Annotated in this window: 14 protein-coding genes; 6 read left to right on the forward strand and 8 right to left on the reverse strand. The window is 41.0% G+C overall.

What is annotated here, in order from left to right:
- A partial coding sequence (locus FXW07_RS09005) for a hypothetical protein (protein ID WP_229395149.1) occupies nucleotides 1-405 on the reverse strand: 405 nt, incomplete at its 3' end.
- Nucleotides 402-554 carry a DUF2080 family transposase-associated protein gene (locus tag FXW07_RS09010; protein WP_229394611.1) on the reverse strand — a complete coding sequence of 51 codons (153 nt, stop codon included), beginning with the start codon at nucleotides 552-554 and terminating at the stop codon, nucleotides 402-404. The genes FXW07_RS09010 and FXW07_RS09005, both read right to left, overlap by 4 nt.
- Nucleotides 555-785: 231 nt before the next feature.
- Here FXW07_RS09010 and FXW07_RS09015 point away from each other — a divergent pair, with 231 nt between their 5' ends.
- On the forward strand, nucleotides 786-1,001 hold the full coding sequence (locus FXW07_RS09015) for a hypothetical protein (RefSeq protein WP_229395150.1): 216 nt from the start codon (nucleotides 786-788) through the stop codon (nucleotides 999-1,001).
- Nucleotides 1,002-1,175: 174 nt separating this feature from the next.
- On the opposite strand, the gene FXW07_RS09020 is transcribed toward FXW07_RS09015, so the two are convergent.
- Both FXW07_RS09020 and FXW07_RS09025 read right to left on the reverse strand, forming a co-directional pair.
- Nucleotides 1,176-1,637 (reverse strand): carboxypeptidase-like regulatory domain-containing protein, encoded by a 462-nt coding sequence (locus FXW07_RS09020; protein WP_229395151.1) that lies wholly within the window; start codon nucleotides 1,635-1,637, stop codon nucleotides 1,176-1,178.
- Nucleotides 1,638-1,679: 42 nt separating this feature from the next.
- On the reverse strand, nucleotides 1,680-2,165 hold the full coding sequence (locus FXW07_RS09025; protein ID WP_229395152.1) for an Ig-like domain-containing protein: 486 nt from the start codon (nucleotides 2,163-2,165) through the stop codon (nucleotides 1,680-1,682).
- Between the two features lie 1,257 nt (nucleotides 2,166-3,422).
- On the opposite strand from FXW07_RS09025, the gene hisH reads away from it, so the two are divergent.
- Together hisH and FXW07_RS09035 are read left to right on the forward strand one after the other, a co-directional pair.
- Nucleotides 3,423-4,031 (forward strand): imidazole glycerol phosphate synthase subunit HisH, encoded by a 609-nt coding sequence (hisH, locus tag FXW07_RS09030; protein ID WP_229395153.1) that lies wholly within the window; start codon nucleotides 3,423-3,425, stop codon nucleotides 4,029-4,031.
- Between the two features lie 203 nt (nucleotides 4,032-4,234).
- Complete coding sequence (locus tag FXW07_RS09035) at nucleotides 4,235-5,560, forward strand: AIR synthase-related protein (protein ID WP_048123982.1); 1,326 nt, start codon at nucleotides 4,235-4,237, stop codon at nucleotides 5,558-5,560.
- A 140-nt stretch (nucleotides 5,561-5,700) separates the two neighbouring features.
- On the opposite strand, the gene FXW07_RS09040 is transcribed toward FXW07_RS09035, so the two are convergent.
- Both FXW07_RS09040 and FXW07_RS09045 read right to left on the reverse strand, forming a co-directional pair.
- The gene (locus FXW07_RS09040) at nucleotides 5,701-7,029 is read right to left on the reverse strand and encodes a nodulation protein NfeD (protein ID WP_229395154.1); all 1,329 of its coding nucleotides are present in this window, start codon (nucleotides 7,027-7,029) and stop codon (nucleotides 5,701-5,703) included.
- Between the two features lie 53 nt (nucleotides 7,030-7,082).
- Entirely contained in the window at nucleotides 7,083-7,865 is a 783-nt protein-coding gene (locus tag FXW07_RS09045) for a slipin family protein (RefSeq protein ID WP_229395155.1), read from the reverse strand.
- 564 nt (nucleotides 7,866-8,429) lie between these two features.
- Between FXW07_RS09045 and FXW07_RS09050 the strand changes: the two genes are divergently transcribed.
- Nucleotides 8,430-10,562: a DHH family phosphoesterase gene (locus FXW07_RS09050; RefSeq protein ID WP_229395156.1), complete on the forward strand. Its 2,133-nt coding sequence runs from the start codon at nucleotides 8,430-8,432 to the stop codon at nucleotides 10,560-10,562.
- Between the two features lie 405 nt (nucleotides 10,563-10,967).
- Here the strand turns inward: FXW07_RS09050 and FXW07_RS09055 are convergent, their stop codons facing one another.
- Complete coding sequence (locus FXW07_RS09055) at nucleotides 10,968-11,582, reverse strand: orotate phosphoribosyltransferase-like protein (protein ID WP_048121286.1); 615 nt, start codon at nucleotides 11,580-11,582, stop codon at nucleotides 10,968-10,970.
- Nucleotides 11,583-11,794: 212 nt separating this feature from the next.
- Nucleotides 11,795-12,295, reverse strand: coding sequence for an NOB1 family endonuclease (locus tag FXW07_RS09060; protein WP_048123986.1), 501 nt, complete (start codon nucleotides 12,293-12,295; stop codon nucleotides 11,795-11,797).
- A gap of 468 nt (nucleotides 12,296-12,763) precedes the next feature.
- Between FXW07_RS09060 and FXW07_RS09065 the strand changes: the two genes are divergently transcribed.
- Both FXW07_RS09065 and FXW07_RS09070 read left to right on the forward strand, forming a co-directional pair.
- Nucleotides 12,764-13,360 carry a sugar O-acetyltransferase gene (locus FXW07_RS09065; RefSeq protein WP_229395157.1) on the forward strand — a complete coding sequence of 199 codons (597 nt, stop codon included), beginning with the start codon at nucleotides 12,764-12,766 and terminating at the stop codon, nucleotides 13,358-13,360.
- Nucleotides 13,353-13,904, forward strand: a complete 552-nt coding sequence (locus tag FXW07_RS09070) for a flavodoxin family protein (protein ID WP_229395158.1) — start codon at nucleotides 13,353-13,355, stop codon at nucleotides 13,902-13,904. Before FXW07_RS09065 ends, FXW07_RS09070 begins: the two co-directional genes overlap by 8 nt.
- Nucleotides 13,905-14,183: the final 279 nt, after the last annotated feature.

A 14,183-nucleotide genomic window follows, 5' to 3' on the forward strand; every position in this document is an offset into this window, starting at 1 on the left:
AATTGAACATGTCAAGAATTTGAATTTCCCAGATATTCCATGTTCTCCAGTCCATCCATGTATCCAGAAACCTTGAGGGTCACCATAAAAATCTTCATCTGTATAATCAAAGGCTAATACAACTTCTTTTTCTTGAAGCCAAAACTTTGTTCCCAAGATTTTGACCGTTTCTAGATACTCCCAATAAATGTTTGAAACAGGCACTTTCTTTATTGCAAGATGTAAAGAGTCTGCTCGGTTTCCAACGGTTTCGACATAGGTGTTGGCAACTGAAGATTTGAGAAGATCTCGATTATAGTGGAAACCGGAAAGGAATTTGCTCTTTGGTTTTAATTCCAGAGAACGATCTATGAATGTATCCAACGTCTTTAGAGTGCGAAAATATCTGGCAGGATCTAAAGTCATATTATCACAAGATAAACCGTACGTCCAAGATACTCCTTGGGACAGTCGACCTTTGCACCGTTCCCGAATTTGGTTACTTTACGAATTAGGAATCCTTCAATGTTATCAATTTCAAGATGGTTTTGGAGTTCCAACTCAACTTGCTTCATAGTATATAATATGTATATACAAAAAGGATAAATAATTTGGCTAAATTAGGAGTTTCTGGAAAAATTAGAGCAGTGATTCGGAGATACTGGAAAGATGATTAGTTATTTAATGGATATTAATCCTTATTTGCCCAATTAAATGTAGTGTCAATCCTTCCCCAATTAAGATACGTTTGTTAAACAGTTTATTACTACGGGAGTGCAGAGGGTCACGAATACCCCATTCAAATCGTGACCACACTGACAAGTAACTACTGGTTCCCGCAGACATTACAGCAGGCATTCATGCCAGCGCTGCGGATTTCTTTCATAATCGGAGCTGTATTCTGTGGCATAGCTGCAGTGCTGTCGGCAATGAGGGGACAAAGGTATGTGTACGAGGCTCACAGTTCAGTTAATAATATTAACAAAGGTGATCTTGCAACAGTAGAGGAAACAAATACCTAAATTTGGCATACCGGGTAGGAATTATCGCAACGTAACAAGCATGAAAATACAGAGAACAGAAAGTACAGAGAACAGAAAGTACAGAGAACAGAAAGCAAGGAGAAATGATGCAAAAATAAGATTCAGTATCCTTTTTACCTCAGACTTCTTCAGCATAAATATATCCAGAGCAATTTAGCTCCGAATCACCTTCAGAAAATAATCGCTGGTGAAATCTCTGTATCCTTCTCTCATTACTTTTATCTTAATGTATCCTTCAGCTTTTCCCGGAGGCAGTCTGGGATTCGAAATTTTCAATATTACATTTCCTTCGAGGTCTGTAACCCCCGAATAGGCTTTTTTTCTATCCGGGCTCCAGGCAATCACGTTTGCACCCTTTATACCGCGATTCTCGCTGTCAAACACTTTTACAGGCACGCTCAGGTTTGTTTCCGTATTACTGTCTCCTTCAGTGGAAGGTAAGGAAAGTACACTCATATTTGCTGTAGCATACATAGGTTTTGGAGGAGTAGGGGCATTGCTCAGGGCTGTAAGAATCGTGCAAAATCCTATAAGACCCACAACCGTCAGCACGACAATCCTTATTGGAAGCCCCAGAGTTCCTGCTTCGTCATGTTTGAATTTATCACGCAGCATGTACGGCTCCTCCTTTCAGTTTTACTTTTGGAAGATGCACAATTACCTGGTCTTGATGATCATTACAGCATCTTTTTTCTCGTAGTCATAAAAACCGTCGGCCACAATTTTCAGGTCCATTGTCCCCTCGTTCTGGTTAGGGTCAAGCCTGACCTCTGCACCTTGCGGAGTTGTCAGGTAAGTGAACCCATTAGCATCCGTAGTATTTGATGCTGCTCCACCAAGCCCTCTCAGAATAACGTTTGCATTTCTTACAGGATTTCCGTCGCTGTCAGTTGTCTTTACAACTACGGTTATTGCAAAAGGGTTTTCTGCGGTATTTTCATCTACTATTATTGAGTTCCCTTTCTCAAAGGTGCCTCCTCTAAGCCCTGCATTTTCCACAAATACCGACATATCCTTTGTCGGGGTCGGCATGATCGAAATGAGTGTTGCAAGGGCAACCATCCCGACAACGAGCATCACAACGATATTAATCGGGAGTTCCATAGCTTTCTCGTCATGTCTGATAAATTTAAATTTCTTCATGTTATATCCCCCAAAAACTTTGCTAAATTATTAACACCAGACTCTATTAATATTTTGCTACAGCGGGGTTGTTATCTCTTGAAGCCCTAGAAAAATGCAGATAGGAAGCCTGTAGAAGAGCAAGGCTGTAACTCGGATCTTGAGAGGCCTGACATGGCTGTATTTATGAGTTTGAAGAACAAGACGAGCTCATCGAAGGTACTTAGATACTGTAAGATGGTATTAGCTGTAGGCCTCAGGAGAAAACTGACCCATCACATTGATTTTATGTTTCTCTCATGAAGACATAGGAGAGATCAGGAAGCAGTTTGAAAAGAAGTTTCCTAAAAGTTCCTGTGCTTCCTGGAGATTTATGCTCAGGAAAATTGTAGAAAGTTTGAAGCATCTCCTAATGTCAAAACATTAAATTTTTTATAATAAATGGAAAAATAGTCGATAAGAGATGCACTATTTTGGCAAAATCTTAGAGTGCATATAAAGAATTTACTGAATTGAACAAAAGTTACATGGAAAGAATGGATCCAGGTAGTAAGACCGCCGAAGAATAGCAGTTCATCGATTTGTAGAGTACCAAAAACTGATAATGAACGCATCTTCCTGGATTCATTTTCAGGTGCTATTTCTGGAGACTTTCTAACCTTCGTGTATAAAATTGTTTTATTCCCTTAAAAACATTACAACATTATAACATGGTTAATATTAAATTTTATTAATATTTTAATAATATGGATTTACTCGTTTATTTTTAGCCATACATATCTCCCCATAGCAGAACTCCTTTATATTTTCCTAAAAAAACTATGTATTTATATAGTTCTTTTAACCATAATTTACTTACTGTTGTAGAATAACCTTAACAATCAGAAACGAGGAGAAACAGTTTTTTGACTCAGGAATGCTCTGATGACTCAGACGAATCGGATCGTAACCGTAGTTTCTTGTGTTTTTTAGGACTGCATGAATGGAAGCGGAAAAGCGGTGCATTGTGCTTTTTGCCAACAGTGCTCGAAAAACGCTATGAATGTATACATTGTGGCAAATACAAGGTGACTTTTGAAAGGGAGAATAGCTCTTACAGCCTTCCTGCTGGGAGGTCTTAACTGCAAAAGATTTTACAATCCCTTTATATTTTGTCTAATTTTTTCGTTTCATTTTTACCTTTCTTTTAATTGGTTTCCTTCTGTCCTTCGATTATCTTCGTGCTGTACTTTTCGTTGCGCGTAAAGTTAATCTATCTTAACTTAGTTTGTTAAAGCTATGAAAAGAATTGTGATTCTCGATTACGGGCTTGGAAACCTCCGCAGTGTTCAAAAAGGGCTTGAACAGGTCGGATCAAGTCCCGCAATCTCAGGGGATCCTGAGGAGATTCTTGCCGCAGACGGTTTAATTCTCCCGGGCGTCGGCGCTTTTGTGGACGCGATGAAGTGCCTTGACCCCATCAAAGGGACTATAGAAGAATACGCACGGTCAGGCAAGCCGATGCTCGGGATCTGTCTTGGACAACAGGTTCTCATGAGTTCTTCGGAGGAAGGAAAGCTTACTGATGGGCTGAACCTTATTTCTGGAAAGGTGCTGCGCTTTCCAAAATCCGAGTTAAAGGTGCCTCATATTGGCTGGAATAACATTAAAATCGAGCAGGACCACCCTCTGTTTAAAGGAATTCCTGACAACTCTTTCGTATACTTCGTCCATTCCTACTATGTGGACACAGCGCCTGAAAACACCCTTGCATCCTGCAATTATGGGCTGGACTTTTCAGCGTCTGTCGTAAATTCCAAAGGTAATGTTATGGGTACCCAGTTCCACCCTGAAAAAAGTGGAGCTATCGGGTTGAAGATTCTGAAAAACTTTGTAGACATGTGCTGAAAGTATTTCTCTAAGGAATTTTCCCTCGGGCTCAAAATTTATTTTTTCATTTTTTCTGGTTATTTAATTCTGATTCCTTTGCACTTTACACTAAAGTATCTAAAATCAACAGAATACCTAAAATAAATGGATTGTACTTGAATGCCAAACTATCCTGCCCTGCATACCTTTCAGGGCAGAAATATCTGCAAGAGATGGTTACTATGGATATAGAAGGCTACGCAAAACGGGCTCTCAGGGAGAACCCCTCAAATGAAGCAGAGCTTGAGGCAAAGCTGGCTTCAAGAATTCTTGAAATTAAGCATATAAACCCAGATAGGGCTCATGAGATCGCGGCTGCGGTTGTTTGTGAGGCAAAAGCAACACTTGATGTGACCGGTGATGTGTTAAGCCCCACTTTCTCAGGAGTTTCAATGGGAGAATTCGGGGTAGGTTCCAGGGGTACAGGGGATTTTTACGTTCATTCCAAGCTTGGAGAAGTTATAGGCAAGACAGGTGCTGTTGTAGATAGCTCTCAGCTTGATGACTCTGGAGTTGTCAAAATCGGCGAAGACTACCTTGTGGTTACAATTGACGGAATTCATTCTCGCCTGAGCGACTTTCCTTTTCTTTCGGGCTTTCACGTAGCTCGGGCAGCTCTGCGTGATATATACGCTATGGGAGCTCGCCCCCTGGCAATGCTTTCCGACATTCATGTAGCAGACGACGGAGATGTAGCAAAGATCTTCGACCATATTGCAGGAATAACTACGGTATCGGAACTTACCGGAATACCTCTTATTACAGGAAGCACGCTTCGGATCGGCGGGGACATGGTCATAGGTGAACGCATGACAGGCGGCGTTGGAGCTGTGGGCATAACCTCTTCTCTTACCTCACGGAACCGGACCGAAGCAGGAGACCTTATCCTTATGACCGAAGGCGCAGGTGGGGGTACGGTTTCCACAACTGCACTTTACTATGGGATGCATGAAGTTGTGGAGGAAACCATTAATATCCGTTTCCTGGAAGCCTGTGAGGTCCTGTTGCAGTCCGGACTGCATAAGAAAGTCCATTCGATGACTGATGTAACAAACGGCGGGATAAGGGGAGATGCAAAAGAAATCTCAAAGACCGCAAGGGTAAAACTGGTCTTTGAAGAGGAAAAGATAAGGGCTCTTGTGAACCCAAAGGTGCTTTCAATGCTTGAAAGCCTGAAAATCGACTATCTTGGAGTTTCTCTCGATGCCCTGCTTATAATTGTTCCCCCTGCATATGCTGATGAAATTCTTGATACTGTCAGAGCTGCAGATATTAAAATTGATGTCATAGGGCGTGTTGAGGAAGGAAACGGAGCTGAAATCTTCTTAAATGGCGAATGCCGGGACTTCACACCAAGGTTTAGAGAGTCTGCATATACACCAGTTAAAAAAGTTCATGGGGAAGAGAATCCCAGGGACTTTGAAGAAATGAAAGCAGCAATTGATAAGGCCGCTCTTGAAGCTATTGAAAAGAAACAGAAAGTCCTCGAAAAAATAAGAAGTAAATAAAGCCTTTTAAAAAAAGGCTTTAGCGAAAAAAATGTTTAAATTACATGTCTAAATTACTTAACACATTTTAATCAAAAGCCTTTTCAAGTTTTTTAAAAGGCTTAAAAGAAAAAGAAATTGAGCCGGAGGAGAGGGGATAATTACATTTTTCTTTTTACTAAAAGGGTTTCCCTTACTTTTCCAGTAATTTCGACCTCTACCTTCGGTTCAATTTCCTCTTCTGAATGAGCTTTCCAGTATTCTCCTTTATAACGGACAAAGCCTATTTTTTGCGGCCCTAAAGGGTCTATAGTTTCGGCAATTTCCCCTATAAACTCCCCAATAACCGGTTTTTTATTTCTGATCTCTGTTACTTTGTAGATTGCAAAAACCAGGAACAATCCGAAAACAACTGTAGGGGCAACGACGGTCAGGGCAAGAACCTTTCTAAATTCTGGGGTGTAAATATTTTCGCTTCCCATGGGTACAAGGAGTATACTTCCTATTATGAGGCTGATTAGGCCCGCAAACCCGAATATCCCAAATCCAGGTACTTTAATCTCAATGATCAGAAGTCCTATTCCTAGAAGAATTAGGAAAATTGCCCCTATGTTAATATCAAAGCCTGTGCCTATCAACCCGAGTGCGATTGAGATGAGTCCAAAAATTTCTGCTCCTGCTCCCGGACTTGAGATTCCAAAAATTAGCCCGTAAATTCCCAGGGTCAAAAGAAGGGATGAGATAATCGGGTTTGAAATCAACCCTAAAAGGGAGAGAGAAAGTGGAGATTCATAGTTTTCTATCCCTGCATTTTCGGTTTGCAGGACTTTTCCTTTTACCTCCTGCCCGTCAATCTGTGTCAGTAAATTCGGGATAGAGGGTGCTACATATTCTATTACGTTGCTCTTCAGAGCTTCCTCTGCGTCAAGATTTTTATTTTTTGTTATGACTTCTTCTGCAAAGGTCTCGTTTCTCCCGTGTTTACTGGCTGTTGCAACCGAAAATTTGACAAGAGCATTTATTATTTTCTCTTCTGTTATGGGTTTTGTCCCTTCTGCCGACATCTGAACGGGCTGAGCTGATCCTATAACCGTGAAAGGCGCCATTGAAGCGATATCTGTTCCCATGAGGATGAGAGTTCCGGCTGACCAGGCTTTACCACTTTCGGGCACATACCCGATAACAGGCACGCTTGCATTCTCAATTGCGCTTATTATTGTTTGAGTTTCATCCAGGCCTCCACCTGGGGTATTCAAGCTAATTACAAGGGCCTCAAAATTTTCATTTTCAGCTCTTTCTATAGCATCTGCTATAATATCATCTGAAGCTGGTGTAATAGCCTCGGATATTTCAAGCACAAGTACTTTCTGTTGAGGTCCTGCATCCACAGAGGGTATAGAAACGGCTATGAGGATGAAACACAGGAAGAAAATAAAGAAGAGATTTGGCCCTCTTTCTACAGACATGGTTACCGGTCTTTTCTTGCTCATTCATTTCCTTCAGTTCTTTTGCTGTTATTATCCTTTTTTAAGCTTATTTTTGTTTACTGCTCTTTTTGTTCCGCAATAGCCTTAGATAAAGCCGCTATATTTCCGGTTTCAAGAGCCTGGGATTGGGTAACTACTATGAGGTTCTTTTCCCTGGCAATCTCGGCTAAAGTTTGTAGCTCCCTCAACTTGATTGCTGCGGGCACACCTTCATAGGAAATTGCAGCTTCTCTCATTTTCTGCGCAGCCTGAGATTCTCCTTCCGCAAGGATAATTCTGGCACGCTTTTCTCTTTCGGCTTCAGCCTGTTTGGCAATTGCTCTTTTCATTGTATCAGGCAGGGCAACGTCTCTAATTGTAACTCCCGTAACCTTGATCCCCCAGGGATCGGTATACTTGTCCAGAAGCTCTTGAATTTGTTTGTTGATACTTTCTCTTTCCGAAAGCAGCTCATCAAGCTCCATCTGTCCCATAACGTCTCTCAGGGTAGTCTGTGAGAGGGTAGAAGTCGCAAACATGTAATTTTCAACCTGAGTTATGGCAGCTCCAGGTTCTATGACCTTGTAATAAACAACCGCATCAACCTCAACCGTGACGTTATCCCTGGTGATTACAGCCTGCTTGGGTACATCGATTGCAACAACTCTCAGATCTATTTTTAAGGCTCTGTCGACAATTGGGATAATCAGAAAAATTCCAGGGCCTTTTACGCCACTGAGACGTCCCAACCTGAAAATAACTACTCTCTCATATTCGTTAACCATTTTTATTGATTGTGAGAGTATTAATATTACAACTAATAATACAGGAAGGTAGATTTGACTGGCAAAGATGCTCATAATTTTTATGACCTCTTATTCCATTAATATTTAAATTAGACTTAATAATAACTAAGTATTCTTTATTCGGATAATCAATAATAAACTTTCTATAAAGTAAGTATTCATAATTCAAAAATTTTGCACCCTGCACTCTAGAAACATCTGAAAAGCTTATATTATTATTGTATTATTATTTATTATTTCTTCCTTCTCTAGATCTTCATTGACCTCAGTTTTTCAGATTTTGAGCAATACCGGAGAAGGAAAAATGTCAAAAATGCAGATGCCTTATTGGATGAAATTATGAAGAAACTTTGAGAGACTCATTCTGAGAAATACTTGTCTCTGAAAACACTTATATTTGGAACATAGAAAATATAAAACAGGGAAAAGTGAGTTAACAGGGAAAAAGAACCAGAATGACATTGATTTTTGGCCCTGATAAGGCCTCAGAGTTAGATCAGCATACTTAAAAGCTGACACTAAGAACGAGAAACACTGTCAGGTTCAGAAACTTATTCTGAGCCACAAACAGTAAGTCAAGAAAACGCAGGTTCGGAAGAACCATTGGTGTTGATACTAATGAGTAAGGAATGTCCAGACTGCCACGGACGTGGCTATGAAGTTGTTTCAACTGAAATCTGCCCTCAGTGTAAGGGCAAAGGTAAATCAAAATCAATTGATTTCATGAAAATGTCAGAAAAAAATATTGACAACCTTTTAAAAAATGGTGCTGCTTGTGAGAAATGTAAAGGTGTTGGAAGTATCGAAGTAACTACTCCCTGTAAAACCTGTAAGGGGCTGGGGAAGATATACACATGCAAGATTTGTGGAGCACGTATTGAGAACCCCCAGGATCCCGATGAAGAAGTATGCGATTCCTGTGCTCATTCTCAGTATGTTTATGCCCTTGATGAGTCCTGCGACCTTAAAGATGTGGAAGCAGGAAAACTTTATCATGGGGTAGTGAGCAGTAAAGCGTCTTTTGGGGTATTTGTGGACCTTAACCCTCACGTAAGAGGGCTTATGCATTCTAGCAATGTCGGAGTTCCTCCAGAAGTGGGAGATGCCGTGATTGTACTGGTAAAAAGCATTAAGGCCGGAGGAAAGCTTGACCTGATCCCTAAAACCCTTAAAAAATACGAAACTGTCGAGATTGAAAAAGAGCTTCCGCTCAAAAATTCAGCTGAAATCGACTCCAGTATGAAGGGCAGGCTCCTCAGAATTGAAGGAGAAGTAATTCAGGTAAAGCAGACCAGCGGGCCCACGATTTTTACAATTAGCGATGAGGGAGGCTTTGTGCCCTGTGCAGCCTTTGAGAGCGCAGGGAAAAGGTCCTATCCGCATATTGACATAGAAATGATTGTTTCCATTACCGGAGAAGTGACTTTGCGAGATGACCAGATCCAGATCGAGGTCATGAGCATGAAATTGCTGACCGGAGAGAAGGAAGCAATTGTCAAGGGCAGAGTTGAGAGAGAAATTGACAAAAAGGCAGCTCCTGCGGATATTCCTTTCCTTGTCAAAAGCGAGATTATGGAGAAACTTAAACCCAGGATGCTCCATGTAGCCAAAGAAATCAAAAGAGCTATTCTCCATTCAACCCCGATTATTCTAAGGCACCATGCCGATGCCGATGGCATTACCTCGGCAATTGCAATTGAAAGGGCCATCCTGCCTCTTATTACGGAAATCGGAGGAATGGATGCAGAGTATTACTTCTACAAGCGTGCCCCGTCCAAAGCTCCTTTTTACGAACTTGCCGATGTTACGAGGGATATTTCGTTTGCACTTGAAGATCTTTCCAGGCATGGTCAGAAAATGCCTCTTGTAATCCTGGTAGACAACGGATCAACGGAAGAAGACGTACCTTCAATGCGGCAGGCCAAAGTCTATGGAATCGACATGCTTGTTATCGACCACCATCATCCGGATGAGATTGTTGACCAGTACCTTATAGGGCATGTAAATCCTGCGCATGTGGGAGGAGATTTCGGGGTTACTGCCGGAATGCTCTGTGCTGAAGTTGCTCGTATGATCAATCCCGATATTAGCGACACAATAAAACATCTTCCCGCGGTTTCAGCGGTTGGAGACCGTTCAGAGGCTCCGGAAGCTGAAAGGTATATCTCTCTTGTATCGGACCGTTATAACCTTGAAGAGCTGAAAGAAATGGCTCTGGCTCTGGACTATGAGCAGTTCTGGCTGAAATTCAGTAGTGGAAAGGGCCTTATCGACGACATCCTGGATCTCGGGGATCATGAAACCCATAAAAACCTTGTTTCCCTGCTCTGCGAACAGGCAAATACCATGATCCAGGACCAGCTTGAGACCTGCCTCTTTAATGTAAAGTCTCAAAAACTGTCAAATGGAACTATCATGAACGTGATAGACGTTGAAAACTACGCCCAGAAGTTCACCTTCCCGCCACCAGGAAAGACCTCAGGAGAAGTTCATGACGTGCTTACCAAAAAATATCCGGATAAACCCGTGGTAACCATTGGATACGGCCCTGATTTTGCGGTCATCCGTTCAAAGGGTGTGCTCATGAATATTCCGAAAATCGTCAGGGAACTCCGGGAAGAAATGAAAGGTGCAGGCGTCAGCGGAGGAGGACATCTGGTTGTAGGAAGTATCAAATTTGTAGAAGGAATGAGGACTGAGGTGTTATCAAGGCTTGCTGAAAAGATAGCAGCCACCGATGTCGAATATTAAAGGGCTTTAATAGCCTCTTTCCTTCCTTTGCTTCTATTCTGGATAGAAAAATTCTATTTTTAAATAGTCTATTTTTAAGAAATTGAGTTTTTAAGAAATTGAGTTTTCAAGAAATTGAGTTCTTAAGAAATTGAATTTTTAAGAAATTGAGTTTTTAAGATATTGAGTTCTCAAAAAGTTATAATCTTAAAATATGCCCTCTTAAGAAGTTCTAATTTTTACACAAAATTTCCTTGAAAATGACTCGTTATTTGAAAATGACTCGTCAAACTATTTTTCATAAAAAAATAATAAAGACAATCTTAATTAAACACTAATTTTAAAAAATACTGCAAGTTATGGGAAACCTCTCACTTGGAAAGGCCCCCATGCAAAAAGATTATTACAATTTCCTTGCTTTGCTATTTAGTCCAGGCGTACAATCCTTACAAGAGACTGGATCGGGACATTAGCAATCATATCTGCACCTTTTTTATCTACAAGAACTGCTACAGCTCTTGGTTTTGCGCCCATTTCCCGAAGCTGCTCAATGACTTCCATAGTTGTGGAACCTGTGGTAATAACATCGTCTACGATCACACAGTTCTTGCCGGCAACGCCTCCGAAGTTTCTGCTTATTGTTCCTTTCTGGCCTGGCTGGACTACATCCTGTCCTTTACGGGAATGATATAGAGCAAAGTCAGCTCCCAGTTCATTTGCCATCATGCTTGCTAGGGGAATGCCACTGGCAGCGACACCGACAACAACGTCAACTTCGGCGTTTGTTTTTTCCAGAGTCTCAAGCACCATGTCGCAGAGCGCAAGCGAGATGTAGTGGAGCCGTGTAGCACTTTTTCCTATGCTGCTCCAGTTTACGGAAATATCCTTCGGAGCGGGGGCTGCTACTTCTTTTTTTGAACGGGTTAAAAGCCAGGTAACCGTTTCCCTTGAAACGTTGAGTTCGTCGGCAATCTGGCCGGTTACAAGCCCGTTACTCTGCAATTCCACAGCTTTCTGGATTAAATCTTCTATGTTCTTCATGCCTCCATTCCCACCTGAATTTTTATCTGGCTGTATTTTTCGGCACTTTATTAAGTACTTTATTAGGTACGTTATTAGGCACTTTTTCGGCACTTTTTACAACAAATTCACAACGTTTGCCTCGAATACTGCCTGGAAAACTATATTCAAATGTACATTCTCTCAATTAAAGACACTATTACATTATCAAGCATTATATCTTTTTCTTCAGCTCAAGAGTAACTCTTTTCTTTTCTACTTTTTTTCCTTTTTTTCTTGAGGGGAGAACCGCAGATAGGGCAGACATCCCCTTTGTCAAAAGTCTTTTTGCAACCTATACACTGCTTTTGCCAGATAATAATATCCTTTATTTTTTTCTGGGCAATAGGCTTAACCTGAATCCCAAGCTGCACAGCAACGTTCTGGACTGCATAATCATCCGTAAGCAATATGCCCCTATCCCTGTATTCAAGAGCTTTTGCGAGGATTTCCAGGTCCGTTTTTGAGAGCTCTTCGGAGTCCCGCGTGTGCTCAGCCATTTTCCGAACTTCTTTTACCATTTCAGGCTCTGGCCATTCCACACGTAACCCACCTTCTTTTGCAAGATCAAAACGAAGCTCGGAATCCTTACTTTTCAATTCATCCGCAACCGAAGGAACGGTAATTATGAGAGAACTGTCCAGGTCACAGTTCCCCATTATAAAAACAGCTGAGTCTGCTATGTAATAGGTCATTTTTCTTCTCTTTTCTCTTTTAGTATATAATTGATTCCCGTCTGGGTCCCATCCTGGCAGAGTTGCGGCTCTACAGCCTAAGTTCTGTCTCTGGAAGACTGTTCTCTGTTCAACAGCTGGTAGCTCTGTAGTGTACCCAAAATTCCGCATCGAGAGCATGAAATCTGTTTTGCTCAATTCGACTGCTCAAGAGGACTAATCTCATGCGAAGTTTTAAACTCTACTTTTCCAACACGCACTGAAGCCATTTCGCATGACGAAGAAATATGTCCAAGATAATTAATATGGTTTTCAGGTTAAATTCTGTCTGCTATATAGCTATCAAAATTATGCCTCAGATGCCTGTTCCTTTTATTTATAAAGAAAACGATTATTAAAAAAAGCCCATACGGAATGGCTGCTTCCAACATACAACTAGAAAACTTAAAGTGATATCGTCAATTTATTGAAAGATCTAAGGAATTTAAAATGAAAGAAAAAGAAAAAATGTTAGAAGGCAAACCGTATAGAGCTTTTGGGGACGAACTGGTCGCAGAACGTCAGGCTGCAAAGGAATTGATTTTTGAGTTTAATGCTCTGCACCCCAGCAAAATTGAGCAACGCGATAAGATCATTAAAAGACTTTTTGGCAAAACGGGTAAAAACTTCATTATTGAACCGCCCTTTCGCTGCGATTATGGATACAATATCTCCATAGGGGAGAATTTCTACGCCAATTATAATTGCACGATTCTCGACTGCGCTACAGTTACCATCGGTGACAACGCTTTTATTGCACCCAATGTGAGTCTTTTTACCGCAGAACACCCCATACATCCCGACATACGGAATGACCAGTTGGAATATGCCATTCCTATTTCCATAGGCAACAATGTTTGGCTTGGTGGCGGCGCTATTGTGAATCCGGGTGTTACTATTGGCGATAACACTGTAATCGGTTCAGGAAGTGTAGTGACAAAGGATATTCCGGCCAATGTAATAGCTGTTGGCAATCCGTGTAGGGTGAAACGCAAAATTACAGAGAAAGATAAAACTAATTTTTTGGAGATGTTATATAATGAATAAAAATATACTGATACTTACTGGTAGTCCACGAGATAATGGAAATAGCGATATGCTAGCAGATGCCTTTATGAAAGGAGCAATGGAAAAGGGGCATACCGTAAATAAAATCAAAGCGGCAAAACTCAATGTTAGTGGATGTAAGGCCTGTATTATGTGTTGGACAAAAGATGGAGCCTGCGTTCAATGTGACGATATGAAAGAAATTGAACCACTACTTGAAAGTGCAGATATGCTTGTACTGGTTTCCCCGTTATATTTCTTTGGAATTTCTGCACAGTTAAAGGCTGTAATTGACAGGTTTTGTGCCTACTGTGTGGACAGCCGTAAAAAATCTCTCATAGTAAAAGAATCTGCTTTAATTATGTGTGGAGAGTGCGATGAAGAACAATTTTTCAGCGGTGCCATAGACACTTACAAGTATACGGCAGATTATATGAAATGGGAAGACAGAGGTATCTTAATAGCTACCAGCGTATCAGCAAAAGGAGATATTTTACAGGGAGATTGGCTAACTAAAGCGCAAGCCTTTGGCACTAGCATTTAAAGAACTTATCCTTATTCACAAACCGGCTTTCACTACCCTAATTGCATTTTGGGAGTCAGTTGTCCTTTTTGCTACGCTTCACTCAAAAGGACTAATTTATGGTTTTGAGTCTTGCTCCTCTTAAATAGATTAATTTGCGGTCCAGGATTGTTTTTTCATTGTTTTATCCGGAATTACGCCTTAGAATAACAAGAAAAGGTTAGTATTAATTCAAAAAAACGAATTGGATATTTCAGGCTCTTCGTCATTCCCTGTGGATAAAACAATTTTCAATTCGAG

This window comes from Methanosarcina sp. DH1 (assembly GCF_020804205.1).
GTDB classification, from domain to species: domain Archaea; phylum Halobacteriota; class Methanosarcinia; order Methanosarcinales; family Methanosarcinaceae; genus Methanosarcina; species Methanosarcina vacuolata.